This window comes from Mesorhizobium ciceri biovar biserrulae, assembly GCF_001618845.1.
GTDB lineage: Bacteria > Pseudomonadota > Alphaproteobacteria > Rhizobiales > Rhizobiaceae > Mesorhizobium > Mesorhizobium ciceri.
Map to the genome: position 1 here is coordinate 522,824 of NZ_CP015064.1, position 22,154 is coordinate 544,977.

The 22,154-nt window shown below is 63.8% G+C and carries 19 protein-coding genes; 7 read left to right on the forward strand and 12 right to left on the reverse strand.

All coding sequences use genetic code 11. The annotated features are described in order from the left end of the window. Nucleotides 1–3: 3 nt before the first annotated feature. A complete protein-coding gene (locus A4R29_RS02475; RefSeq protein WP_063171100.1) occupies nt 4–693 on the reverse strand; it encodes a PIG-L deacetylase family protein in 690 nt (229 codons plus the stop codon). Between the two features lie 28 nt (nt 694–721). On the opposite strand from A4R29_RS02475, the gene A4R29_RS02480 reads away from it, so the two are divergent. From A4R29_RS02480 to nhaA, 5 genes are all read left to right on the forward strand, one after another. Continuing rightward, the gene (locus A4R29_RS02480; protein ID WP_063169899.1) at nt 722–1,612 is read left to right on the forward strand and encodes a DMT family transporter; all 891 of its coding nucleotides are present in this window, start codon (nt 722–724) and stop codon (nt 1,610–1,612) included. A 47-nt stretch (nt 1,613–1,659) separates the two neighbouring features. Further along, a complete protein-coding gene (hrpB, locus tag A4R29_RS02485; RefSeq protein WP_063171101.1) occupies nt 1,660–4,122 on the forward strand; it encodes an ATP-dependent helicase HrpB in 2,463 nt (820 codons plus the stop codon). Nucleotides 4,123–4,148: 26 nt separating this feature from the next. Beyond that, nucleotides 4,149–5,480: an ActS/PrrB/RegB family redox-sensitive histidine kinase gene (locus A4R29_RS02490; RefSeq protein ID WP_013528073.1), complete on the forward strand. Its 1,332-nt coding sequence runs from the start codon at nt 4,149–4,151 to the stop codon at nt 5,478–5,480. Nucleotides 5,481–5,565: 85 nt separating this feature from the next. Beyond that, nucleotides 5,566–6,129: an ActR/PrrA/RegA family redox response regulator transcription factor gene (locus A4R29_RS02495; RefSeq protein ID WP_013528072.1), complete on the forward strand. Its 564-nt coding sequence runs from the start codon at nt 5,566–5,568 to the stop codon at nt 6,127–6,129. A 62-nt stretch (nt 6,130–6,191) separates the two neighbouring features. Beyond that, complete coding sequence (gene nhaA / locus A4R29_RS02500) at nt 6,192–7,400, forward strand: Na+/H+ antiporter NhaA (protein WP_063171102.1); 1,209 nt, start codon at nt 6,192–6,194, stop codon at nt 7,398–7,400. Between the two features lie 14 nt (nt 7,401–7,414). On the opposite strand, the gene A4R29_RS02505 is transcribed toward nhaA, so the two are convergent. From A4R29_RS02505 to cueR, 4 genes are all read right to left on the reverse strand, one after another. Next, nucleotides 7,415–7,915 (reverse strand): MmcB family DNA repair protein, encoded by a 501-nt coding sequence (locus A4R29_RS02505; RefSeq protein ID WP_050596417.1) that lies wholly within the window; start codon nt 7,913–7,915, stop codon nt 7,415–7,417. A 91-nt stretch (nt 7,916–8,006) separates the two neighbouring features. Then, nucleotides 8,007–8,267: a hypothetical protein gene (locus tag A4R29_RS02510; RefSeq protein WP_063171103.1), complete on the reverse strand. Its 261-nt coding sequence runs from the start codon at nt 8,265–8,267 to the stop codon at nt 8,007–8,009. Between the two features lie 937 nt (nt 8,268–9,204). Then, nucleotides 9,205–9,636 (reverse strand): OsmC family protein, encoded by a 432-nt coding sequence (locus tag A4R29_RS02520; RefSeq protein WP_063171104.1) that lies wholly within the window; start codon nt 9,634–9,636, stop codon nt 9,205–9,207. A gap of 58 nt (nt 9,637–9,694) precedes the next feature. After that, entirely contained in the window at nt 9,695–10,117 is a 423-nt protein-coding gene (gene cueR, locus A4R29_RS02525; RefSeq protein WP_024501803.1) for a Cu(I)-responsive transcriptional regulator, read from the reverse strand. A 226-nt stretch (nt 10,118–10,343) separates the two neighbouring features. Here cueR and A4R29_RS02530 point away from each other — a divergent pair, with 226 nt between their 5' ends. Continuing rightward, nucleotides 10,344–10,961 carry a L,D-transpeptidase gene (locus A4R29_RS02530; protein ID WP_013528066.1) on the forward strand — a complete coding sequence of 206 codons (618 nt, stop codon included), beginning with the start codon at nt 10,344–10,346 and terminating at the stop codon, nt 10,959–10,961. 111 nt (nt 10,962–11,072) lie between these two features. Here the strand turns inward: A4R29_RS02530 and A4R29_RS02535 are convergent, their stop codons facing one another. The 7 genes from A4R29_RS02535 to A4R29_RS02565 form a co-directional block, all read right to left on the reverse strand. After that, nucleotides 11,073–11,399: an NIPSNAP family protein gene (locus A4R29_RS02535; RefSeq protein ID WP_013528065.1), complete on the reverse strand. Its 327-nt coding sequence runs from the start codon at nt 11,397–11,399 to the stop codon at nt 11,073–11,075. A gap of 82 nt (nt 11,400–11,481) precedes the next feature. Beyond that, entirely contained in the window at nt 11,482–12,051 is a 570-nt protein-coding gene (locus tag A4R29_RS02540; RefSeq protein ID WP_013528064.1) for a NifU family protein, read from the reverse strand. Between the two features lie 189 nt (nt 12,052–12,240). Further along, nucleotides 12,241–12,732: a universal stress protein gene (locus A4R29_RS02545; protein ID WP_013528063.1), complete on the reverse strand. Its 492-nt coding sequence runs from the start codon at nt 12,730–12,732 to the stop codon at nt 12,241–12,243. Nucleotides 12,733–12,824: 92 nt separating this feature from the next. Continuing rightward, the gene (gene trpS, locus A4R29_RS02550) at nt 12,825–13,892 is read right to left on the reverse strand and encodes a tryptophan--tRNA ligase (RefSeq protein ID WP_063173534.1); all 1,068 of its coding nucleotides are present in this window, start codon (nt 13,890–13,892) and stop codon (nt 12,825–12,827) included. A 169-nt stretch (nt 13,893–14,061) separates the two neighbouring features. Further along, a complete protein-coding gene (gene murJ, locus A4R29_RS02555) occupies nt 14,062–15,669 on the reverse strand; it encodes a murein biosynthesis integral membrane protein MurJ (RefSeq protein ID WP_024501802.1) in 1,608 nt (535 codons plus the stop codon). A gap of 46 nt (nt 15,670–15,715) precedes the next feature. Beyond that, nucleotides 15,716–18,517 (reverse strand): [protein-PII] uridylyltransferase, encoded by a 2,802-nt coding sequence (locus tag A4R29_RS02560; protein ID WP_063171105.1) that lies wholly within the window; start codon nt 18,515–18,517, stop codon nt 15,716–15,718. A gap of 78 nt (nt 18,518–18,595) precedes the next feature. Beyond that, on the reverse strand, nt 18,596–19,420 hold the full coding sequence (locus A4R29_RS02565; RefSeq protein WP_024501800.1) for a glycosyltransferase family 25 protein: 825 nt from the start codon (nt 19,418–19,420) through the stop codon (nt 18,596–18,598). Nucleotides 19,421–19,609: 189 nt separating this feature from the next. On the opposite strand from A4R29_RS02565, the gene A4R29_RS02570 reads away from it, so the two are divergent. Continuing rightward, nucleotides 19,610–22,114 (forward strand): heavy metal translocating P-type ATPase, encoded by a 2,505-nt coding sequence (locus A4R29_RS02570; RefSeq protein WP_063171106.1) that lies wholly within the window; start codon nt 19,610–19,612, stop codon nt 22,112–22,114. Nucleotides 22,115–22,154 lie beyond the last annotated feature (40 nt).

Below are 22,154 nucleotides of genomic sequence, written 5' to 3' on the forward strand. Positions count from 1 at the left end.
CTTTCAATCTACCCTTCTGGTGCTCACCATCACCTTGCGGATCGCCGGCGCCGGCGGCAGCAGCGCGCGGATATCGGCGAACGGGAACGACGGTTCAAAACGGAAGGCTTCGGCCGATGAGCCTTGCGCGCCGTTGCACTGGCCGGCGCGAAAGGCGTTCTGTGTCCGCGCAATGTCGACGAAGCGGTCGGGATCCTGCGATTGATGCATGCGGATCGCCACGGCCTTGACGTCGGCATGGGCGGAAATGTCGACATAGTGCGTCGGCGAAAAACCGGTGCCGCCCATCGTGTCGGCATGCAGCACTGGGACGGCGAAAGACGCCGCGATACGAACGCCGTCCGACAGCGCGCGATGGTCTGCATGATAATCGTTGGGCGCGTGCGTGATCACCAGATCCGGGCCGATTTGACCGATCAGTGCTTTCAGAGCTCCAATCAGCGCTGCATCGGCCACCAGCTCGCCGTCCGGGAAGTCGAGGAAGCGTGGCACTGCGCCTACCAGCGCGGCCGCGGCCGTTGCTTCGTCGCGACGGACACGAGCGAGAACAGCGGGATCACTTGTGCCGCCCCTAGCACCATCCGTGGCCATGGCAAAAGTGAGTTCTGCGCCTTGCGCGGCATAGGCGGCCATCGTACCGAACATGAAGATCTCGATGTCGTCCGGATGCGCACCGAGCGCCAGGATTTTCAAACCACTCTCTCCCCGGAATTGGAACAACGTGACGAACGGAATCCTGCTCGCCCTGATCGCCTACGCAAGCTATTCGGGTAGCGATGCCGTTGTCAAAAGCCTGGGCGGTCAGCTCACGATCTTCGAGATCGGCTTTTTCATAACCTTGTTCGCGGGCTTCTTCCTGTTCTTCACGCGGCCCGCGGGCGAACGCTGGCGCGATTTCTGGCGCACCAGAAGGCCATGGGCGGTGCAGGCGCGTGCCTGGGCGGGCATCGCTTCCGGCGTGCTCAGTGTCTACGCCTTCACCACCATTCCGCTGGCCGAGTCCTATGCGTTGATCTTCCTGGCGCCGCTCTGCGTCACCATCCTCTCCACGGTGATCCTCAAGGAGAAGGTCGGCCCCTGGCGCTGGCTGGCAGTGGTCGCCGGTTTCGCCGGTGTCATGCTGGTGGTGCGGCCGGGCTTTCGCGAGCTCAATCTCGGCCACCTTGCCGCCTTCGGTGTTGCCTTCCTCGCCGCCACCAGCGTCATCCTGATGCGCTCGCTGGCGCAGCAGGAAAAGCGCACCACCATGCTCGGCGTGCTGGTCGGCTACGGCCTGCTGTTCAACGGCATCGGTGCCGCCGCCACCTCGTTCACCGTTCCCGACGGCAAGCAGTTGCTGTGGTTGGCGGCGGCCGGTGCCTTCACAGCAGGTGGACAATTCCTTCAACTGCTGGCCATGAAATACGCGCCTGCCAACCGGGTCGCGCCGACGCATTATTCGCAGATCGCCTGGGCGGTGATCCTCGGCGCGTTGTTTTTCCAGGAATATCCGGACGGGCTGTCGCTGGTTGGCCTGGCGGTCGTTGGCGGCGCCGGCCTGTTGACCATGGTGCGTGAGGAAGCGCGGCTGGGGACCGTGCGCTGGAACCCGTTTTCGCGTACCCGGCTTTGAACCGACTCTGGTTGCGCCGTGGCCGTAACCGCTGATATGCGGGCGCCATGACCACAAAACCCCTGCCGGAGCTTCCTGTGTCCGTCGTGCTGCCGGCGCTGAGGGAAGCGCTTGGCGATGGCGACAGCGCCGTGCTGGTGGCGCCGCCCGGCGCTGGCAAGACCACGCTGGTGCCGCTGGCGCTGCTTGACGCGCCTTGGCTCGGCGCCGGCAAGATCATCCTGCTTGAACCGCGCCGCCTCGCCGCTCGCGCCGCCGCTCGCCGGATGGCTGAGTTGCTTGGTGAGGAACCCGGCGCCACCGTCGGCTACGCCATGCGCATGGAAAACCGCATTTCGGCAAAGACCAGGATCGTGGTCGTCACCGAAGGCGTGCTGGCGCGCATGATCCTCGACGATCCCGAACTGCCCGGTGTTTCGGCTGTCATTTTCGACGAATTCCACGAGCGTTCGCTCGACGGCGATTTCGGTCTCGCTCTGGCGCTCGACGTGCAGGGGGCGCTCAGGCCGGATCTGCGCTTGGCTGTGATGTCGGCGACGCTCGACGGCGCGCGCGTCGCCAAACTCATGTCGGGCGCGCCGGTCGTCGAAAGCGAGGGTCGCGCCTTTCCCGTCGATATCCGTTATGACGAACGGCCGGCCGGCATCGCCATCGAGGACGCGATGGCCAAGGCGATCCGCGCCGCTCTTGCCGACGAGAGCGGCAGCGTCCTTGCCTTCCTGCCCGGCCAGCGCGAGATCGAGCGCACCGCCGAACGGCTGGCCGGCAAGGTCGGCACCGATACCGACATCGTCCCGCTCTACGGCATGCTGGACGGCAAGGCGCAGGACGCGGCGATCAAGCCGGCAACATCGGGCCGCCGCAAGGTGGTGCTGGCCACCTCGATAGCCGAAACCTCGATCACCATCGACGGCGTGCGCGTCGTCATCGATTCCGGCCTGTCGCGGCTGCCGCGCTATGAGCCGGCCAGTGGCTTGACCCGACTGGAGACCGTGCGTGTCAGCAAGGCTTCCGCCGACCAGCGCGCCGGCCGTGCCGGGCGCACGCAGCCAGGCGTCGCCATCCGGCTGTGGCGGGCCGAGCAAACGGCTGCACTTCCTGCTTTCACGCCGCCGGAAATCCTTGAGGCCGATCTGTCCGGACTGCTGCTCGATTGTGCTGCCTTCGGCGTTGCCGATCCGTCAGCGCTTGCTTTTCTCGATCCGCCGCCTGTTCCGGCCCTCAATGAGGCAAGGGGGCTACTGCGCGCGCTGGATGCCATCGACCACACGGGGCGCCTGACGGAGGCGGGTGCAGCGATGCGCAAGCTCGCTCTGCCGGTGCGGTTGGCGCATATGGTTGCCGAGGCATCCCGGAGCGGCCATGCCTTCGAGGCGGCAATGTTCGCCGTGCTCCTCACCGAACGCGGCCTCGGTGGCGACGGCGCCGATCTGGAGCGGCGGCTGATGCGTTTTCGCGGGGAAAGATCTCCGCGCGCTGCCGCCGCCAAGCAACTCGCCGAAAGGCTGGCAAGGCAGGCTGGCGGGGCGAAGGGCAGCGAAGCTGCGGCGGGCGGTCCCCTGCTCGTCCACGCCTGGCCGGATCGGGTGGCGAAGGCGCGCGGCGAGCGCGGCCGTTTCGTGCTGGCCAACGGCTCCGGCGCCATGCTCGACGCCGCCGACCCGCTGGCGGGCGAGCCGTTTCTGGTCGTCGCCGACCTGCAGGGCAAGGCACAGAATGCGCGCATCACGGCGGCAGCGGCGATCGGCGAGGACGATGTCCGTGTCGCGTTGGCGGACAGGATCGAGGCGCGCCGTGAAACGAGCTTCGATCGGGACAAGCGCGCCGTGCGTGTGCGTGAAACCGTGCGCCTTGGCGCCATCACGCTCGCCGAGCGCATGCTGCCGCCGCCAACGGGGGCCGACGCCGACCGCGCCGTCCTCGATGCCGTGCGCCAGCACGGGCTGTCGCTGCTGACCTGGAGCAAGGAGGCGCAAACGCTGCGCCAGCGGCTTGGCTGGCTGCATCGCGGCCTGGGCGCGCCATGGCCCGATATGGCGGATGACGCCCTCGTCGAGCGCCTCGACGACTGGCTGCTGCCTTACCTCGCCGGCGCGGCATCGTTTGCCGCCATCGATGCGGGTGTTGTCTCGGCCGGACTGGCCAGCCTCGTGCCGCATGATCTGCAGCGCAGGATCGATACGCTGGCGCCAACCCATTTCGACGCTCCGTCCGGCAGCCATGTGCCTATCCGCTATGACAGCGAATGGCCGGTGCTGGCGGTTCGCGTGCAGGAACTGTTCGGGCTCGACCGGCATCCCGCCATCGCCAATGGCACTGTGCCGCTGACGCTCGAACTCCTGTCGCCGGCGCACCGGCCGATCCAGACGACGCGCGACCTGCCCGGCTTCTGGCGCGGCTCCTGGGCCGACGTACGCGCCGACATGCGCGGCCGCTATCCCAAGCATGTCTGGCCGGAAAACCCGCTGCTCGCCGCCGCCACCGCCAGGGCCAAGCCGCGCGGGACCTAGCCTTTGGAGCTTCGCGGCTGTAATTCATGGCCATGATCAACGTTTTGCGTTCGCCCGATTTCCAGCAGAGCCAGAGACTGCGCCTCAACACGCTAATCCGGTTGCGATGGCTTGCCATTGTCGGTCAGAGCCTGGCGGTGCTCGTCGTCGCCTACGGGCTGAAGTTTCCGCTGCCGGTCAGCCTCTGCTTTGCCCTGATCGCCTGTTCGGCCTGGATGAACCTGTTTCTCGCCTTTCGCTTTCCGGCGGCGCACCGGCTCACGCCGCTTGCGGCCTTCGGCATCCTCATCTTCGACAGCCTGCAGCTTGCCGGCCTGCTCTACATGACCGGCGGCCTCACCAATCCGTTCTCGCTGCTGATGACCGTGCCTGTCGTCATTTCGGCGACATCGCTGCCCCTGCGCCTGACTGCCATCCTCGGCGGGCTGGTCATGTCGGCGGCGACCTTTCTGGTCTTTGTCCATCTGCCGCTGCCCTGGCATGAGGATGCGCCGCTGGCCATGCCTTTTCTCTATGTCGCCGGCATGTGGATGGCGGTGCTGTCCTCGATCGCCTTCACCGCCATATATGCCTTCCGGGTGGCCGCCGAAGCCCGGCTTCTGGCCAATGCGCTCGCCGCAACAGAGCTGGTGCTGCAGCGCGAGCAGCACCTTTCGGCGCTCGACGGGCTGGCCGCCGCGGCCGCGCACGAGCTCGGCACGCCGCTCGCCACCATCGCGCTTGTCGCCAAGGAGATGGAAAAGGCGCTCGGCAAGGATCCGAAATACGGGGAAGACGTGACGCTGTTGCGTTCGCAGAGCGAGCGTTGCCGCGAGATTCTCAAGCGGCTGACCAGCCTGTCCTCGGAGGGTGAGGCGCATCTTTCGCGGCTGCCATTGACATCGCTGGTCGAGGAGGTCACCGCGCCGCACCGGGACTTCGGCATCTCGATCAAGCTTCGGCCCGGCGAACGCATCGGCCCCGAGCCGGTCGGGCAGCGCAATCCGGGCGTCATCTACGGCCTCGGCAACCTGGTCGAGAACGCGGTCGATTTCGCCCGCAAAAGCGTCACCGTGCGCTGGAGCTGGGACGAGGCCACCGTCACCTTCTCGATCGTCGATGACGGCCCCGGTTTTCCGGCCGAGATCATCGACCGCATCGGCGAGCCCTATATGTCGACGCGCCAGGGCAATGAAACCGGCGGTGGTCTGGGCCTCGGCCTGTTCATCGCCAAGACCCTGCTCGAACGCTCTGGTGCCGTGCTCGATTTCCGCAATTCGAGTGGCCTGGGCGAGGGCGCCATGGTCCAGATATCGTGGCCGCGTGGTGTGTTCCTCAATCCGGAAATCACTTCGGCCAGCATGTTCGACACTGCCTGAGAGCCTTGAAGGACCTCTAAAAATTGGACAAGGAGGCTCAGGAACTATATTTGCGTAAAATTAAGGCAGCAGGAATTTTGAGACTATGACAGGCGACGAGAATATTGGCGCAATGGTTGAAGGCGAGGACACCTCGCTGCTTGTCGTCGATGACGACAAGCCGTTCCTCACGCGTCTGGCCCGCGCCATGGAAGCCAGGGGCTTCGTGGTCGAGACGGCCGAGAGCGTCGAGGAGGCGGTTGCCAAGGCGCGCGCCAATCCGCCCGCCTACGCCGTGGTCGACATGCGGCTCGGCGACGGCAACGGCCTCGACGTGGTCGCGGCCATCCGCGAAAAGCGCGAGGATTCCCGTACCATCATCCTGACCGGCTATGGCAACATCGCCACCGCGGTGACCGCGGTGAAGCTCGGTGCGGTCGATTATCTCTCCAAGCCCGCCGACGCCGATGATATCTTCGCCGCACTCACCCGCACCGCCGGCGAGCGCGCGGCGCCGCCGGAAAACCCGATGTCGGCCGACCGCGTCCGATGGGAGCATATCCAGCGCGTCTATGAGATGTGCGAGCGCAACGTCTCCGAGACAGCGCGCCGGCTCAACATGCACCGTCGCACCTTGCAGCGCATACTGGCAAAGCGCGCGCCGCGTTAAGGCCACCGTTTGCCATCTTGCCGATTGAAACCCGCCGAAACAGGCGGCATGACGGAGGCGACATGCAGGATCTGAAGCAGCGGCCGATTTCCGTCTTCCGCGAATTTCTCGATAGCGAAGCGGCCGGCGGCATCATCCTGATGGCGGCGGCGGCGCTTGCCCTGATCGTCGCCAACTCGCCGCTCGCCGAAACCTATTTCTCCGTGCTCCACGCCTATCTCGGCCCGCTCAGCGTCTCGCACTGGGTCAATGACGGGCTGATGGCGGTGTTCTTCCTGCTCGTCGGGCTGGAGATCAAGCGCGAGATGCTGGACGGCCAGCTCTCCACCTGGCCTCGGCGCGTGCTGCCCGGCATCGCCGCCGCCGGCGGCATGCTGGTTCCGGCACTCGTCTATGTCGCCGTCAACCGCAACAATGCGGCCGCCCTGTCCGGCTGGGCGATCCCGACCGCCACCGACATAGCTTTTGCGCTCGGCGTGCTGTCGCTGCTCGGCAGCCGCGTGCCGGCTTCGCTGAAGGTGTTCCTCACAGCATTGGCCATCATCGACGACCTCGGTGCCGTCATCATCATCGCCATCTTCTACACCAGCGGCTTGTCGCTGGCTTATCTGGGTGCCGCCTTCGCAATCATTGCCGCGCTTGTCGTGCTCAACCGCATGCGGGTGATGACGCTTGTGCCCTATCTCGTTCTGGGCGTCGTCCTGTGGGTTCTGGTGCTGAAATCTGGCGTCCATGCAACGCTTGCCGGCGTGGCGCTGGCGCTGACCATCCCGCTTGAGCGCTCCGCCGGGATCGGTCACGATCTGGACCGTTCGCCGCTGCACCGGCTCGAGCACGGCCTGCACAAGATTGTGGCTTTCGTCGTCATCCCGATCTTCGGCTTTGCCAATGCCGGCGTTTCGCTCGCCGGCCTGAGCTTTGGCGCGCTGATCGAGCCGTTGACGCTGGGTGTCGCCGCCGGCCTGGTTGTCGGCAAGCTGGTCGGCGTGTTCGGCTCCTCGGCACTTGCCATCAGGCTCGGTCTTGCCGACCTACCCGCCAATGCCGGCTGGACGCACATGATCGGCATATCGCTGCTGTGCGGCATCGGCTTCACCATGAGCCTGTTCATCGGCCTGCTCGCCTTCGCCGGCGACGTGGCGCTGCAGGACGCGGTCAAGGTCGGCATCCTCGCCGGCTCCTTCATCGCCGCCATCCTGGGCGCTGCCGTGCTGCTCATGGCGTCCGCTAGGGGTGGCGTGGAGGACGGCGAAGAGGAGAGCCGGTCATAGAGTGAAGGACGCCGCTACTCGCTCTCACCCTCCAGCGCCGGCACCGACACGCCGGCAAGCTCCGCCGCCAGCAGCCGCGAAGCGCCGGCCCGCGCGATCCGCAGCATCAGCGCCTTGCGCGTTGCCGCTGCCATGCGGTGCTCGGGCGCATCGCGCAGGATCTCGGCGCCATAGCCGTCGGAAAGGATGAAGCCGCATTCGTGCGGGAAGATCTCCGAGGGTACGCCGGGATGGGTGGCGAAGAAGAAGCGGTCGGAATGCAGCCGGTAGTCGGGCCATTTGCGGTCGACCCTGAAATCCTCGATCGAGGATTTGATCTCGATGATCCAGATATCGCCCTGCCGGGTCAAAGCGACGAGGTCGGCACGGCGGCCGGTGGCCAACGACAGTTCGGGCAAGACATGCGCGCCCATATCCATGAGCAGCCGCTGCACACCGCGTCGCACCAGCATGGCGCGTTCGGACTGGCGACCGTCGATGAGAGGGTTGATGGGGATGGGCGAGATGATCGGCATGCCAGGCACCATGCCAGATTCTGTTCACGGTTTGAACCTGTTTTATGCAGGCGATTGTATATTCGATATACCCGGATATACCCAAAAGAAGTCACGCATTGATCCTTGAAAGATTGAGCTTGTGGTGCACACCATCGTTCTCATGGGGACGGGCGGCACAAAATTGAACAGCACTGATGGTGAACAACTGTGGGCCTTTGATCTTGATGCTCTGCGCAAGGCTTTCAGAAAGTCCGTTCAGGAGCATAAAGTCACGACGGCTGATTGGGCGGAGCACGCCAAGCAGTTCCTGGAAAAACAAAGAGATCGTCAGCGCAAATCGACTTGATATGCTGCGCCGGTCAATTTCCATTTGGTAACTTTAAGATAGCAGCGAAAAAATCTTTGCGCGTCACCAACCAAAGTCAGATGCACCGCTTTAGTTCCGCGAATGCCGAATGGCATAAGCAGGGAGACGTCACTTCGACACTTTCGTGAAGTGCGCACCCCATCTGCGGGTGATGCATGGCTTTATGTAAATTAGCTAAAGCGAATATAAGAGAAAAGTGATATTTTGGAAGCAGCCGGGGCTCCCCCAATACACCCCGCTCCGGTCAGGCCCGGTGGCGGTCCACCCAAAGGAAGGCTACCGGGCCGATCCCTGCAACCAACCGGTGACCCGCTCGTTGATCCCATGCCGGGTTGATCCCCCGGCACTCCAGGACCTGCCCGCTGCCGAGGGGCGGCGGGCCTTTTTTGCCGATTGGATTCCCCGCAGCGATAGCGAAGGCCCCGGCGGGCGCCGGGACCTTCGCGTTGCTGGTCTCGTCAGAAGTGGATCCAGAAGGATCTGCGGAAACATCTGCGGCGCCAATAGCCATTGCGCCAATAGCGACGGCAGACCCGCCTCCACCCGCGTCGGCGACGGCGGCGGTGCCATCTGCGGTGCCGCACCAACTCGACGCCATCCTGGACACCGGGACCATCCGGGTCGAGAATATCGTCGGACGGTTTGTCGAGCTCGTCGAGAATGCCGGGCCCCGTATTCGGGATGCCGGCCAAGGCGGTGGCAGGACGCGCGATTGCGACGACGGTCGCAGCCCCTGCCAGCCCAAGCATTCCAGTCAGAAACAATCGCCGATCCATGCCAACCTCCATCGTTGATCATTGCGACAAAGGAAGACATAGAGCGGCTGATTGACGCGCCCAGATGCCGAAGAAAATTGGGTCAATCGCTCCGCCGTGCCGGCGGCGGGCCTTTTTGGGCGATCTCTGACAATCCACGCGGCCAATGCGCCTGTTCCGGGGGATCATTCCTCCGACAAGCCGGCCGCCGTTGCGGCCGTTTCAATGCTCACCGGCACGCCCTGGCGCAGGGAGTTGCTGACCGTGGAAATCGCCGCGGCCCTTGTGATGATCTCCGCCGGGTCGGAGCCGTCCAGCGTCGTGCATGAAACCGCCATGGTTGACGAGGTCGCGAGCAAAGGCTTGCCTTCGAGGTTCAGCGTCACGGTCACGGCGATCTTGTCGAGCGTTACGCCCATTTCCTCGGCGACGTAGCGAAGATCGTTGCAGAAGCAGCCGCCGATCGCCAGGGCAAGCAACTGGCCGCCATTGAAGCCCAGGCCCATGCCGCCGGCCTTGCCTTCGGGCCGGTCGACGATGATCGTGTGGCCGCCGGCCCAGCCCATGGCGGCTCGCGTGTCCTCCACGTTGCGCAGTTCGACGGTCATCGAGACCATTGCGGATGTCCTCCCGGCAGGAGTCGACCAGGCTTCGGGCGTCGTCGACGTACGGTCATTATGCAGGCGCAGAGGCGCCCTTGTCGCTGGGCAATGCCGCGCCCGCCATGTCATCAAGGATCGGACAATCCGGCCTTTCGTCGCCGTGACAGGCATGAATCAGTTTCTGCAGCGTCGAGCGCATTGACTGCAACTCGCGCACTTTCTCCTCGATCGCCGTGACATGGGCGGCGGCGATTTCGCGCACGTTTTGGCTGGCGCGGCTGCGATCCTGGTAAAGCGCCATCAGCTGGCGGCAATCGTCGATGGAAAAGCCGAGATTGCGCGCGCGGCGCAGGAAGGCCAGCCGATGGATGTCGTCTCCGGAATAATCGCGGTAGCCGTTGGCGGCGCGTGCCGGGGCGATCAGGCCGATCTCTTCATAGTAACGGATGGTCTTGGCCGGCAGGCCGGAGCGGTGGGCGGCGTCACCGACATTCATGACGGTTCTCCTCGATTTCCAGGAACCCATGGAGCAGGCCCCTTGAATTTGCTTCACAATCCTGTGAGTCCTGTTGCCAAAATGCCATAGTGATACGCTTACCGATACGTCAAGGCAGGCATATAGGCATCGCGCGCTTGGCAAGCAAAGCAAATGCCAGCATGAATGATGATGAGAGAGCGGCCGACTCGTGCCGCCGAGTTTGGGCGGGGCACCGGATCACCTGATGCGCATGAAGTCGTTTGCAATCATCGCCGCACTGGCGCTCTCCACTGCTATCGCCGGTTGCAGCACCATCGGCTCGCAGATCTTCTCCAACGACTACGGCGCGGTCACCGACGCCGGTTATCAGCTGCCGCGCATCCCGATCGAGAAAGTGCCGATGAAGTACCATCGGCAGGAAGTGAACTACGATAGCCCGGAAAAGCCGGGCACGATCATCGTCGATACGCAGAACAAGTTCCTTTATTTCATCGAGGGCGACGGAAGGGCCATTCGCTACGGCATCGGCGTCGGCCGCGAGGGCTTCGAGTGGCATGGCACCGCCCACATTGCGCTCAAGCGCGAATGGCCGACCTGGACGCCGCCGAGGCAGATGATCCAGCGCCAGCCGGAATTGGAAAAGTTTGCCGGCGGCATGGAGCCGGGCCTGAAGAACCCGCTCGGCGCGCGCGCCATGTACCTGTTCAACAAGGGCGGTGATTCAGGCTATCGCCTGCATGGCAGCCCGGAATGGAATTCGATCGGCAAGGCGATGTCGTCTGGCTGCATCCGGCTGATGAATCAGGATATCATCGACCTCTATGACCGCGCCTCGGTCGGCGCCAAGGTCATCGTTCTCTAGAGGCAGTTTTCGTACGCGGACCGTCTAGGCAACAACGGACGTCCCAAGCAGAAAACCGGGCAATTCGGCCCGGTTTTTTGTTGTTTGCGCGATGCGACGCCTGCTCGGCGGTCAGGACACCGCCGAGAACGCGGTGGGAACCAAAATTTGGTTGATGATTGTCTCGGTGATCTGGCCATCACGCTCGGAATCTTCCCGCGCCTGCGTCCAGGCAGGGTCCTTCACGAACGCCGTCCAACGCTCTTCGCGTTCGGCCAGCGATTCCCATGCCAGCATGTAGGTCAGTTCGTTGTTCGAAGCTCCGATCAGCGTGGTAAAGAAACCCGCTTGGCGGATACCGTGCTTTTCCCATAATTTGAGCGTGATCTTGTCGAAGCGATCAAGAAGCGCCGGCAAGCGTCCCGGCAAAGCCCGGTAAACCCGAAGTTCGTAGATCATTTTGGAGTTCCTTCTGACCGATGCGCCGGAAGCGAAGAAATCGGACCAGACGGTCAGCAGGGTAGAATTGTAAAAACGGGCGTCAGGAGACCTGCTCGACCTGCTGCACTTCCGGCACGAAATGGCGCAGAAGGTTCTGGATGCCGTGCTTCAGCGTCGCCGTCGATGACGGGCAGCCGGCGCAGGCACCCTTCATGTGCAGGAACACCGTGCCATTCTCGAAGCCGCGGAAGGTGATGTCGCCGCCATCCTGGGCGACCGCCGGGCGCACCCGCGTGTCGAGCAGCTCCTTGATGGTGATGACCAGCTCCTCGTCGGCCTTGTCGTAGAACTCACCGGTCTGGCTGGTCTCGGCGGCCGGGCCGGCCTTGGCCATGACGGGCGCGCCGGACATGAAATGCTCCATGATGGCGCCGAGGATCGCCGGCTTCAAATGCTGCCAGTCGGGGCCATCCTTGGTCACGGTGATGAAGTCATAGCCGAAGAAAACGCCGGTGACGCCAGGAATTTCGAACAGCCGGCCGGCCAGCGGCGAGGCGACGGCGGCGCTGTCGGCATCGCGGAAATCGGCGGTGCCTTCCACAAGCACTTCCTTGCCGGGCAGGAATTTCAGCGTCGCCGGGTTTGGCGTCGATTCGGTCTGGATGAACATGGCCGTCTCCGTGCCCGTTTGGGCATCTAGTTTGGAACAATTCTAAATAGGCTCAATTGGCTGGACATTCAAGCGAAACGCATCGCCGGAATGGCTGGCTGGCGGAATGTTTTTTGCGCGCCCCTGGGACGCGCCCGAAGGTGTGTTGAGATTCAGGTCAGGCCGGCATCACCTGAAAATCAGCACACCTCAGGCCAGGCTGTCTATTTCCTCGTCCGAAAGGTTCTGCGGCACGACAGTCACCGGGATCGGGAAGGCGGCACCCTTGCCGGCCACGGCGCCGACCAGCGGTCCCGGGCCTTCCTTGCCCGCACCGGCGGCCAGCACCAGGATGGCGATGTCCTGGTCTTCCTCGATCAATTTGTGAATCTCTTCCGTCGGCTTGCCTTCGCGGACCACCATCTCGGGCTCGATGCCGAGCTTCTGGCGCACCTTGTTGGCATAGCTGTCGAGTGCGGCGCGCGCCGTGGCGTTGGCTTCCTCGCGCATGATCTTCTCGACACCCAGCCAATGCTGGAAATCGTCCGGCACGATGACATAGAGCAGCACCAGCGTGCCGCTGGTGCTCTGCGCCCGTTTCGAGGCATAGGCGACGGCACGCTCGCATTCCGGCGTGTCGTCGATGATCGTCAGGAATTTCCTGCGATGGCCGGCTTCGCGGCTGAGGCGTTTGGAGACCATGTCTATCTACTCGGTGTCTTGCGGCGCAATCTGCCACTGCGGCGGACCGGCGGCAAGCCGCCGGCCTTGTGCCAGTGCACCCGATGTCGCGATCAGCCCTGCAGCAGGCCGATAATGTCGCGCACCGTCTTCATCGTCGCTTCGGCCAGCACGCCGGCGCGCTCGCCGCCGTCCTTGAGCACCGCGTCGACATAGGCGCGGTCATCCGAAATGCGGCGCATCTCGCTGGCGATCGGCGCCAGTTTTTCCACAGCAAGATCGGCCAAGGCCGGCTTGAACACGGAAAACTGCTGGCCGGCGAATTGCTTGAGCACATCCGCCTTCGACATCTCGGCGAGACCCGCATAGATGCCGACCAGGTTTTCTGCCTCGGGCCGGCCGGCCAGGCCATCCAGCTCGCTCGGCAACGCTTCCGGATCGGTCTTGGCCTTGCGGATCTTCTTCGAGATGTCATCGGCGTCGTCGGTCAGGTTGATGCGCGACAGATCAGACGGGTCCGATTTGGACATCTTCTTGGAGCCGTCGCGCAGCGACATGATGCGCGCCGCCGGCCCGCCGATGACCGGCTCGGTCAGCGGGAAATAGCCGTTCACGGTCTCTTCGCCGATCTGCATCTCGACGCCGACGCCGAGCGCTGCGATACGGTCGGAGAAGTCGTTGTTGAATTTCTGCGCAATGTCGCGGGTGAGCTCCAGATGTTGTTTCTGGTCCTCACCGACAGGGACGTGGGTGGCACGGTAGAGCAGGATGTCGGCAGCCATCAGCGAGGGATAGGCGAGCAGGCCGAGCGAGGCATTCTCGCGGTCCTTGCCGGCCTTGTCCTTGAACTGCGTCATGCGGTTCATCCAGCCGATGCGCGCCACGCAATTGAAGATCCAGGCAAGCTCGGCGTGCTGCATGACCCGTGACTGGTTGAAGACGATGTGCTTCTTCGGATCGATGCCGGAGGCCAGGAACGCCGCAGTGATCGACCGCGTCTGGTCGGCCAGGTCTTCATAAACGAGTTGGGCTGTCAGCGAATGCAGGTCGACGACGCAATAGATGCAATCGGAGGTGTCCTGCAGGGCAACGAATTTCTTGATGGCGCCGAGATAATTGCCGAGATGCAGATTGCCGGTCGGCTGGACACCGGAAAAGACGAGTGGCTTGAAGGCGGTCATGATTGTCCTCATGGCTTGTGGAGGGCCGTATAAGCGTGATTCCGAAAAGTTGCAGACTTTTCGGAGCCAATCACGCGGCTGGAAACCGCGCGCGGCGAAAGTCTTGCGACGGCGCGCTTATGGACGAAGACGGCGCTGCGATCAAGACGGCGCTGCGAGCTTGCCCGGCCTACTCGTCCAGTTCGGTCTTTGCGATCGGTGGCGCCGACTTGCCAGATCCCCGCTTGACGTTGCGACGGATCATGCCGAAATCGGCGCCGCCGGTGGCAAACGCCGTGATGAAGTACAGCAGCGCCCCACCCGCGACCAGCGACAGCAGCGTCGTCGCCTTGACCACCAGCGGCGAGCCGGGCCCGAGCCTGACGGCGAACCAATGCTCGGCAAAATAGAGCGCTGCCCCCATCACGATAGCCGACAGCACCAGACGTGGAATGCGCTTCATCAGCGGCACGTCGCGGCCCCAGTGGCCGCGCCGGATCAGGACGCCGAGCAGCATCACCGCGTTGACCCAGCCGGCGACGGCCGAGGCCACCGCGATGCCGGGTGCGCCCATCCGTGGAAACAGCGTCAGCGCCGTGGTGACGTTCACCGCCACCGAGATGGCGGCAAAGATCATCGGTGTACGCGTGTCCTCTCGGGCGAAATAACCCGGGGTGAATGCCTTGATCAGCACGAAGGCCGGGAGGCCGAGGCCGAAGATCGCCAGGATCGCCGCCACCGTCGGCGTCGAGCCGTTGGCGGCGAACGCGCCGCGCTCATAGACCAGCCGTACGATCGGCTCCGACATCACCCAGAGTGCGGCGGCTGCCGGCAGCGTCAGGAACAGTGTGAACTCGACCGAGCGGTTTTGCAGATTGGCCGCCTCGATCAAATTGCCCGACTTCAGCGCGCGCGACAGTTCGGGCAACAGCACGATGGCGACCGCGACACCGACCACGCCGAGCGGCAACTGGTAGATGCGGTCGGCATAGGCGAGCGAGGACACCGCGCTGTTCTGCGCCGAGGCGATCGCCGTGCCGATCAGCTGGTTGATCTGTGTGATGCCGCCGGTGATGGCCGCCGGCAGCGCCAGGATCAGCAGCCGCTTGACCGCGGGCGTCATTTTGGGACGGCGAAAGCCGATCGAGATGCCGGCATGGCGCACTGCCACCCAGACGATCGCCAGCTGCACCAGTCCGGCGGCAAGCACGCCCCAGGACAGCCCGTAGCCGACTGTGAGGGCATCCGAGCCCTTGTACCAGGCATAGGCGAGCACGCCGATCAGGATGATGTTGAGGAACACCGGCGCCACGGCGGCGGCGAAATAGCGGCGCAGCGAATTCAGCATGCCCGCCATCATCGCGCCCAGCGACATGCAGATCAGATAAGGGAACATGATCGTCGCCAGCGTCACCGTGGTGTCGAACTTCCCCGGCGTGCCGGCAAAACCCGGCGCCACCAGATAGCGCACGATCAGCGGCATCGACAGTTCCATGATGATGGTCAGCGCCAGCAGCGCCGTGAACAGCACGCCGAACACTTCCTCGGAAAAGCGCTTGGCGCCTTCGGTGCCGTGGGTCTCGATCTCCTTGGCGAACAGCGGCACGAAGGCGGCGTTGAAGGCGCCCTCGGCAAACAGCCGGCGAAAGGTGTTGGGAAACTGGAAGGCGGCGTTGAAGGCATCGGCGACCGGTCCGGTGCCGAGTGCGGCGGCCATCAGCATCTCGCGGCCGAAACCGAGCGCGCGGCTCATCAGCGTGCCGGAAGCGACCGTTGCGAATTTCTTGACGAGGCTCATGCTTTTGGGAACTGCCTGCGGAATTGGGACAAAGTGATGGTCGTTGTCACTCGGCCGCCGCCCTGGACTTGCCGCCGCGTTCGGGCACGATGCCCTCGAGCGTTGCCATCAGCCGATTGCGGATGGTGGCGATGCGGGCCGGGCTATCTATCTTCTGGCCAGTGAGATCGGTGACATAGAAAGTGTCGATGACCTTTTCGCCAAAGGTGGTGATATGGGCCGATGCGATGTCAAGCGACAGGTCGGAAAGCGTTCCGGTGATCTCCGACAGCAGCCCAGGCCGGTCGAGGCCCTCGACCTCGATGACCGAAAAACGATTCGACAGCGTGTTGCGGATTTCGGCACGCGGCGGGATCTTGAACACCTTGGAGCCGCGCCGCGGCTTGGTGCGCTTCTCGATCATTTCCGGCAGCCAGCTCTTGCCCGACAGCACGTCCTCGATCAGCCGGCCGACACGCTCGGCACGCCGGCGCTCGTCCTCGTCGCGGTCGAATTCTCTGCTGATCAGGATCGTGTCGAGCGCACGGCCGTCCGACGTCGTGAAGATCTGCGCGTCGACAATGTTGCCGCCGGCCCCGGCGCACGCCCCGGCGATGACCGAGAGCAGGCGGGGGTGGTCCTGCGCCAGCACGGTGATTTCGGTCACCGCCTCGAACTGGTGGGTCTTGACCATGGTGGCAAGCTTGTTGCCTGACGCGTCAGCCTCACGAATGAATTCGGCATGGCGCAGCTGGTCTGCGAGATCGACGGTCAAAAGGTAATTCTCGTAGTGCTGGCCGACATAGCGCTTGCGGGTCTTGTCCGGCCAGTCGGCAAGCGCCTCGGCCAGACGCTCGCGCGCCGCCGCCGTGCGTTGCGCGCGCGACACTTCCGAAAACCCGCCGGTCAACAGCAATTCGGTCTCGTAGTAGAGCGTGCGCAGCAACTGGCCCTTCCAGCCGTTCCAGACACCCGGTCCGACGCCCCTGATGTCGCAGACGGTGAGGATCAAAAGCAGCTTCAGCCGCTCGACCGACTGCACGATCGCGGCGAAATCCTCGATGGTCTTGCGGTCGTTGAGGTCGCGGGTCTGGGCTGTCATCGACATCACGAGATGGTTCTCGACCAGCCAGGCAACGGTCTCGGTATCGGCAGGCGACAGCCCCATATGCGGACAGATACGGCGTGCGATCCTGGCCCCCGCCTCGGAATGATCCTCCGGCCTCCCCTTGGCGATGTCGTGCAGCAGTACGGCGACATAGAGCGCCTCGCGGCTCTTCTTCAGCCCCGGCATCAGCGTGTGCGACAGGGGATGGACCTTTTCGCCGTCGCCGCGTTCGATCTCGGCCAGCACGCCGATGCAGCGGATCAGATGCTCGTCCACCGTGTAGTGGTGGTACATCGAGAACTGCATCATGGCGACGATCTTGCCGAAATCCGGGATCAGCCTGCCGAGCAGCCCGGCCTCGTTCATGCGGCGCAGATTGAGTTCGGCATTGCGATCCGAGGTCAATATGTCGAGGAACAGCCGGTTGGCCTCCTCGTCGCGCCGCAGCGACTTGTTGACCAGGCCGAGCGAACGGGTCAGCAGCTTCAGCGCATCGGGGTGGAATTCCAGACCGTGCTTGTCGGCGAACCAGAACAGCCTGAGCAGATTGACCGGATCGCGCTCGAACACCTGGTCGTCGGCGATGTTGATGCGGTGGTTGTCGACAATGAAGTCCGACGTGCCGGCCAGCTTGCGCTTGCGCCGCGAGAAAGTCAGGAAGATGCGGTTGAAGCCCGGCACGTGCTTGGCCTGCTCCTCCTCGAGCGCGGCACAGAAGATGCGGGTCAGGTCGCCGACGTCCTTGGCAACGAGGAAGTAGTGCTTCATGAAGCGCTCGACCGCCGACAGGCCGGGGTGCGTGGTGTAGCCGAGCCGTTCGGCGATCTCGCGCTGGATGTCGAAATGCAGCCGCTCCTCGGCCTTGCCGGTGAGGAAATGCATGTGACAGCGTACCGCCCACAGGAAATCCTCGGCTTTCTGGAACTCGCGGTACTCGCCCTCGGTGAAGACGCCTTTATCGACCAATTCCTCGCCGGTGCGCACCCGGTAGAAATATTTGCCGATCCAGAACAGCGTCTGCAGATCGCGCAGGCCACCCTTGCCGTCCTTGACGTTGGGCTCGACCAGATAGCGGCTTTCGCCGGCCTTGGCATGGCGGTCATCGCGTTCGGCAAGCTTGGCCTGGACATATTCGGGGCCGGTCGTGCGCACCACCTCATGGTCGAAGCGCAGCATCAGTTCATCATAGAGCTTTTCCTCGCCCCACAGGAAACGTGCTTCGAGGATCGAGGTGCGGATGGTGACATCGGTGCGCGACAGGCGCAGGCATTCGTCGATATTGCGTGTGGCGTGGCCGACCTTCAGCCCCAGGTCCCACAGCATGTAGAGCATGTATTCGACTGTCTGTTCGCCCCACGGCGTCTGCTTGTAAGGCAGCAGGAACAACAGGTCGATGTCGGACCCCGGCGCCAGCGTTCCACGGCCGTAGCCGCCGACAGCGACGACGGCCATGCGCTCCGCGGAGGACGGGTTCTTGACCCGGTAGACATGGGTGACGGCGAAATCGTAAAGCGCCCGGATGATCTCGTCCATGAGATGCGACAGCCGCGCCGCGCAGGCGCTGCCGCCGCCATCGTCCCTCAGCATGCGTTCGGCAATGGCGCGCCCGTCCGCCAGTCGTCCCTTGAGCAGCTGGAGCACACCATTGCGCGCAGCCTGCCCTGAGCCGTCGCCCGCCGTGCCTGCGGTCAGCGCGGTCATCTCGCGGCGCAAGGCTTCGCCGTCGATCAATTCGTCGAGCTTCAGGGAGATTCTTGCCATATATCCAGTCGGCCTTGCCGTTTCGGCGGCGTCTATAGCGCGTTTTGGCGGCGCTGGGTATGGGGCGTTGAAGCCGGTTCAAGACCCGGCTGAGTTTTGGCTCGGATAAGTAAATGGAATGACCATTCTTCGCTTCAGTCGACCGAAATCGACAATGCGCTTGCCTATTCGCCGAGCCTCGGCTTTGACCCTCGCTATGGCTGTCTTTCTGCGTTTCCCGGTCCCGGCAGGTGCGGCGCACTGGATATCCCGCTTTTCTCTGAGCAGGCTTGGCAAATGGAGCGCCCTGTCGCCAAGGAACTGATCTTGCGCGCAGAGCGCAGGAACAAGCTGATAGATCGTCTCGCCTCGCAAAACCGAAAACTCGGGGTTGAAGACAAGGTCGTCGACAGCGATGCCGATCTCCTCGGTGGCCTTGATCAGGTCGAGCGCGGTTTGCCTGGAGATGATGTAGCCGGCGGTTCCTATATGTCCGGCGTCGAGTTTGGATGTGGAAAAGCCGTGACCGATGGCAATGCGCTTGCGTCGGATCACGGTCTTACAGAAGTAGCTTTCGAGCTTGACGACTTCGGCATCGGCTGGGATCCAGTCGCTGTCGCGAAGCAATGCGCCGGCTTTTGCGGCAAAGACGATGTCGTCCTCGAAAATCGCCCCGTAGCGGGCGTCGCCTTGCGCGATGACAGCCCAGCAGGCCCGGTGACTGAGCAGGCAGGCGATCTCGCCGTCAGTCAATGGCAGCCTGTTCCGATATCCGACATTTTGCGGCAGCTGGTCCAGCTCCGGCCGGTCGCGTGCGTCTATGGCCTGAACGCGTTCGAATGCAACGCCGATGCGGGCAAACTCCGCCGTCACACGGGCAAGGCGATCGGGAGACCGATCGAGATTGATGACCAGACGCTTCATTGCCGAAGAAAATCCCCACCCCCGCGACGCTCGCGCTTTCTAGCAGGCCTGGTGTTGCCGCGTGAGACTTTTTCTGGGGTGGATGGACGCGCCGTGGACCGGAGAAGAAAAGTCGAAACAGCCCTTGACCTTCCAGTTACTGGAAGCCCTATCTCCACGTCACACACCGATCCATCAAGGCATTTTCGAATGACGCATTCCGATCACGATCATCACGCGCACGGTAGCTGCTGCTCGACAAAAGGCGCCGTGCCCACCACGAAGAGCGTCGTCCGCGACCCGGTCTGCGGCATGACTGTTGATCCGGCGGCTGGCAAGCCGACGGTCGAACATGATGGCCATCTCTATCATTTCTGCAGCCAGGGCTGCCGCACGAAATTCGTCGCCGAACCGGAAGAATTCCTGACCGCCACCGATCCGGTCTGCGGCATGAGCGTCGACCGCGCGACAGCCAGTCATTTTGCCCGCCACGAAGGCCAGGGCTTCTATTTCTGCTCGGCCGCTTGCCAGGCGAAATTCGAGGCGGAGCCGCAAAAATATCTCAGCGGCAGGCCAGCACCGCAGCCAATGCCCAAGGGCACGCAATACACCTGCCCGATGCACCCGGAGATCGTCCGCGACAAGCCCGGATCCTGCCCGAAATGCGGCATGGCGCTGGAGCCGATGGGCATACCAACGGGTGACGAGGGTCCCAATCCGGAACTGGTCGATTTCACCAGGCGATTCTGGGTCAGTGCTGCTCTATCCGTCCCTTTGCTGGTCGTCGCCATGGCGCCGATGCTTGGCCTGACTTTCCAGGCTTTTGTCGACGAGCGGACGAAGGTCTGGCTTGAGCTGGCATTGGCCAGCCCCGTCGTGTTGTGGGCGGCACTGCCTTTCTTCCACCGCGGCTGGGATTCGCTCGTCAACCGCAGCCCCAACATGTGGACGCTGATCTCGCTCGGCGTCGGCGCTGCCTATCTCTACAGCGTCGTCGCCACGCTGTTTCCGGATATCTTTCCGCATCAGTTCCGCGGCCATGGCGGTGCGGTGCCGGTTTATTTCGAGGCTGCCGCCGTCATCGTCGCGCTGGTCTTCCTTGGCCAGGTGCTGGAGCTGCGCGCCCGTGAAAAGACCGGTTCGGCGATCCGCGCCTTGCTCGATCTCGCACCGAAGACAGCGCGGCTGATCGCCGCCGATGGTCCCGAAAGCGATGTGCCGCTCGATGCGGTCAAGGCCGGCGATCGCCTGCGCATACGCCCCGGTGACGCCGTGCCGGTCGATGGCACGGTGCTGGAAGGACGGTCCTCGCTCGACGAATCGATGATCACGGGCGAGCCGTTGCCGGTCGAGAAGGTCGAGGGCGATGCGCTGACCGGCGGCACGCTCAACAAGAATGGTGCGCTGATCATGCGCGCTGAGAAGGTCGGCGCCGAGACGACGCTGGCGCGCATCGTCGAGCTCGTCGCCAAGGCGCAGCGCTCGCGCGCCCCGATCCAAGGGTTGGCTGATCGCGTTTCTTTCTACTTTGTCCCGGCCGTCGTCCTTGTCGCGATTGTCGCCTTCATCGCCTGGGCCGTGTTTGGACCCGAGCCCAGCCTGATCTTTGCCATCGTCTCGGCGGTGTCGGTGCTGATCATCGCTTGTCCCTGTGCGCTCGGCCTCGCCACGCCGATGTCGATCATGACCGCCACCGGGCGCGGGGCGCATGCCGGCGTGCTGATCAAGGAAGCCGCAGCACTCGAACGCTTCGCTTCCGTCGACACGCTGATCGTCGACAAGACGGGGACGCTGACCGAAGGCCGGCCGAAGCTGACCGATGTCGTCACGGCAAACGGCTTCTCCGAAGACGAATTGCTGGCGCTTGCCGCGGGCCTGGAGAAAGGCTCGGAGCATCCGCTGGCTGAAGCCATCGTCGACGGCGCCGCTACGCGCGGCGTGACCGTTGCAGAGGCCAGCGGCTTCGAGGCGGTCACCGGGAAGGGTGTGTCCGGTTCGGTCTCGGGAAGGACGGTCGCGCTCGGGAACGCTGCGATGATGGCCGACCTTGGCGTCGACATCGCATCCATCTCGGCCAAGGCCGAGGCGCTGCAACTCGAAGGCAAGACGGCGATGTTCGTTGCTGTCGACAAAAAACTGGCCGGCATCGTCGCCGTCGCCGACCCTATCAAGACAACGACGGCCGAGGCGATCAAGGCGCTGCATGAAAGCGGCTTGCGGATCGTCATGGCGACCGGCGACAATGAACGCACGGCCAACGCGATCGCCAGAAGCCTCGGCATCGACGAGGTCCGCGCCGGCCTGCTGCCGGAACAGAAGGCAGCCCTTGTCGAGGAACTGCGCGCAAAAGGCACCGGCGTTGCCATGGCCGGCGACGGCGTCAACGATGCACCGGCCCTTGCCGCCGCCGATGTCGGCATCGCCATGGGGACCGGCGCCGATGTCGCCGTCGAAAGCGCCGGCATCACCTTGGTCAAGGGCGACCTCAACGGCATCGTGCGGGCGCGCACGCTGGCTCAGGCGACGATCCGCAACATCCGCCAGAACCTGTTCTTTGCCTTCCTCTACAACGTGCTTGGCGTGCCGGTCGCCGCCGGCGTGCTCTATCCGCTCACCGGCACGCTTCTGTCGCCGATGCTGGCAGCGGCGGCGATGAGCCTGTCCTCGGTGTCGGTGATCGCAAACGCATTGCGGCTGAGAACATTGAAACTCTGATCCAAGCCCCCAAATACGAAACCCATCCAACAGGAGACCA

Coding starts and splice junctions, on each gene's coding strand:
- A4R29_RS02565 (WP_024501800.1), bottom strand. CDS start 19,420: ATGAAGCGTCTGGTCATCAATCTCGATCGGTCTCCCGATCGCCTTGCC.
- A4R29_RS02540 (WP_013528064.1), bottom strand. CDS start 12,051: ATGTTCATCCAGACCGAATCGACGCCAAACCCGGCGACGCTGAAATTC.
- trpS (WP_063173534.1), bottom strand. CDS start 13,892: ATGACCGCCTTCAAGCCACTCGTCTTTTCCGGTGTCCAGCCGACCGGC.
- A4R29_RS02495 (WP_013528072.1), top strand. CDS start 5,566: ATGACAGGCGACGAGAATATTGGCGCAATGGTTGAAGGCGAGGACACC.
- A4R29_RS02545 (WP_013528063.1), bottom strand. CDS start 12,732: ATGGTCTCCAAACGCCTCAGCCGCGAAGCCGGCCATCGCAGGAAATTC.
- A4R29_RS02535 (WP_013528065.1), bottom strand. CDS start 11,399: ATGATCTACGAACTTCGGGTTTACCGGGCTTTGCCGGGACGCTTGCCG.
- A4R29_RS02530 (WP_013528066.1), top strand. CDS start 10,344: ATGCGCATGAAGTCGTTTGCAATCATCGCCGCACTGGCGCTCTCCACT.
- hrpB (WP_063171101.1), top strand. CDS start 1,660: ATGACCACAAAACCCCTGCCGGAGCTTCCTGTGTCCGTCGTGCTGCCG.
- A4R29_RS02510 (WP_063171103.1), bottom strand. CDS start 8,267: ATGGAAATTGACCGGCGCAGCATATCAAGTCGATTTGCGCTGACGATC.
- cueR (WP_024501803.1), bottom strand. CDS start 10,117: ATGAATGTCGGTGACGCCGCCCACCGCTCCGGCCTGCCGGCCAAGACC.
- nhaA (WP_063171102.1), top strand. CDS start 6,192: ATGCAGGATCTGAAGCAGCGGCCGATTTCCGTCTTCCGCGAATTTCTC.
- murJ (WP_024501802.1), bottom strand. CDS start 15,669: ATGAGCCTCGTCAAGAAATTCGCAACGGTCGCTTCCGGCACGCTGATG.
- A4R29_RS02505 (WP_050596417.1), bottom strand. CDS start 7,915: ATGCCGATCATCTCGCCCATCCCCATCAACCCTCTCATCGACGGTCGC.
- A4R29_RS02520 (WP_063171104.1), bottom strand. CDS start 9,636: ATGGTCTCGATGACCGTCGAACTGCGCAACGTGGAGGACACGCGAGCC.
- A4R29_RS02490 (WP_013528073.1), top strand. CDS start 4,149: ATGGCCATGATCAACGTTTTGCGTTCGCCCGATTTCCAGCAGAGCCAG.
- A4R29_RS02570 (WP_063171106.1), top strand. CDS start 19,610: ATGACGCATTCCGATCACGATCATCACGCGCACGGTAGCTGCTGCTCG.
- A4R29_RS02560 (WP_063171105.1), bottom strand. CDS start 18,517: ATGGCAAGAATCTCCCTGAAGCTCGACGAATTGATCGACGGCGAAGCC.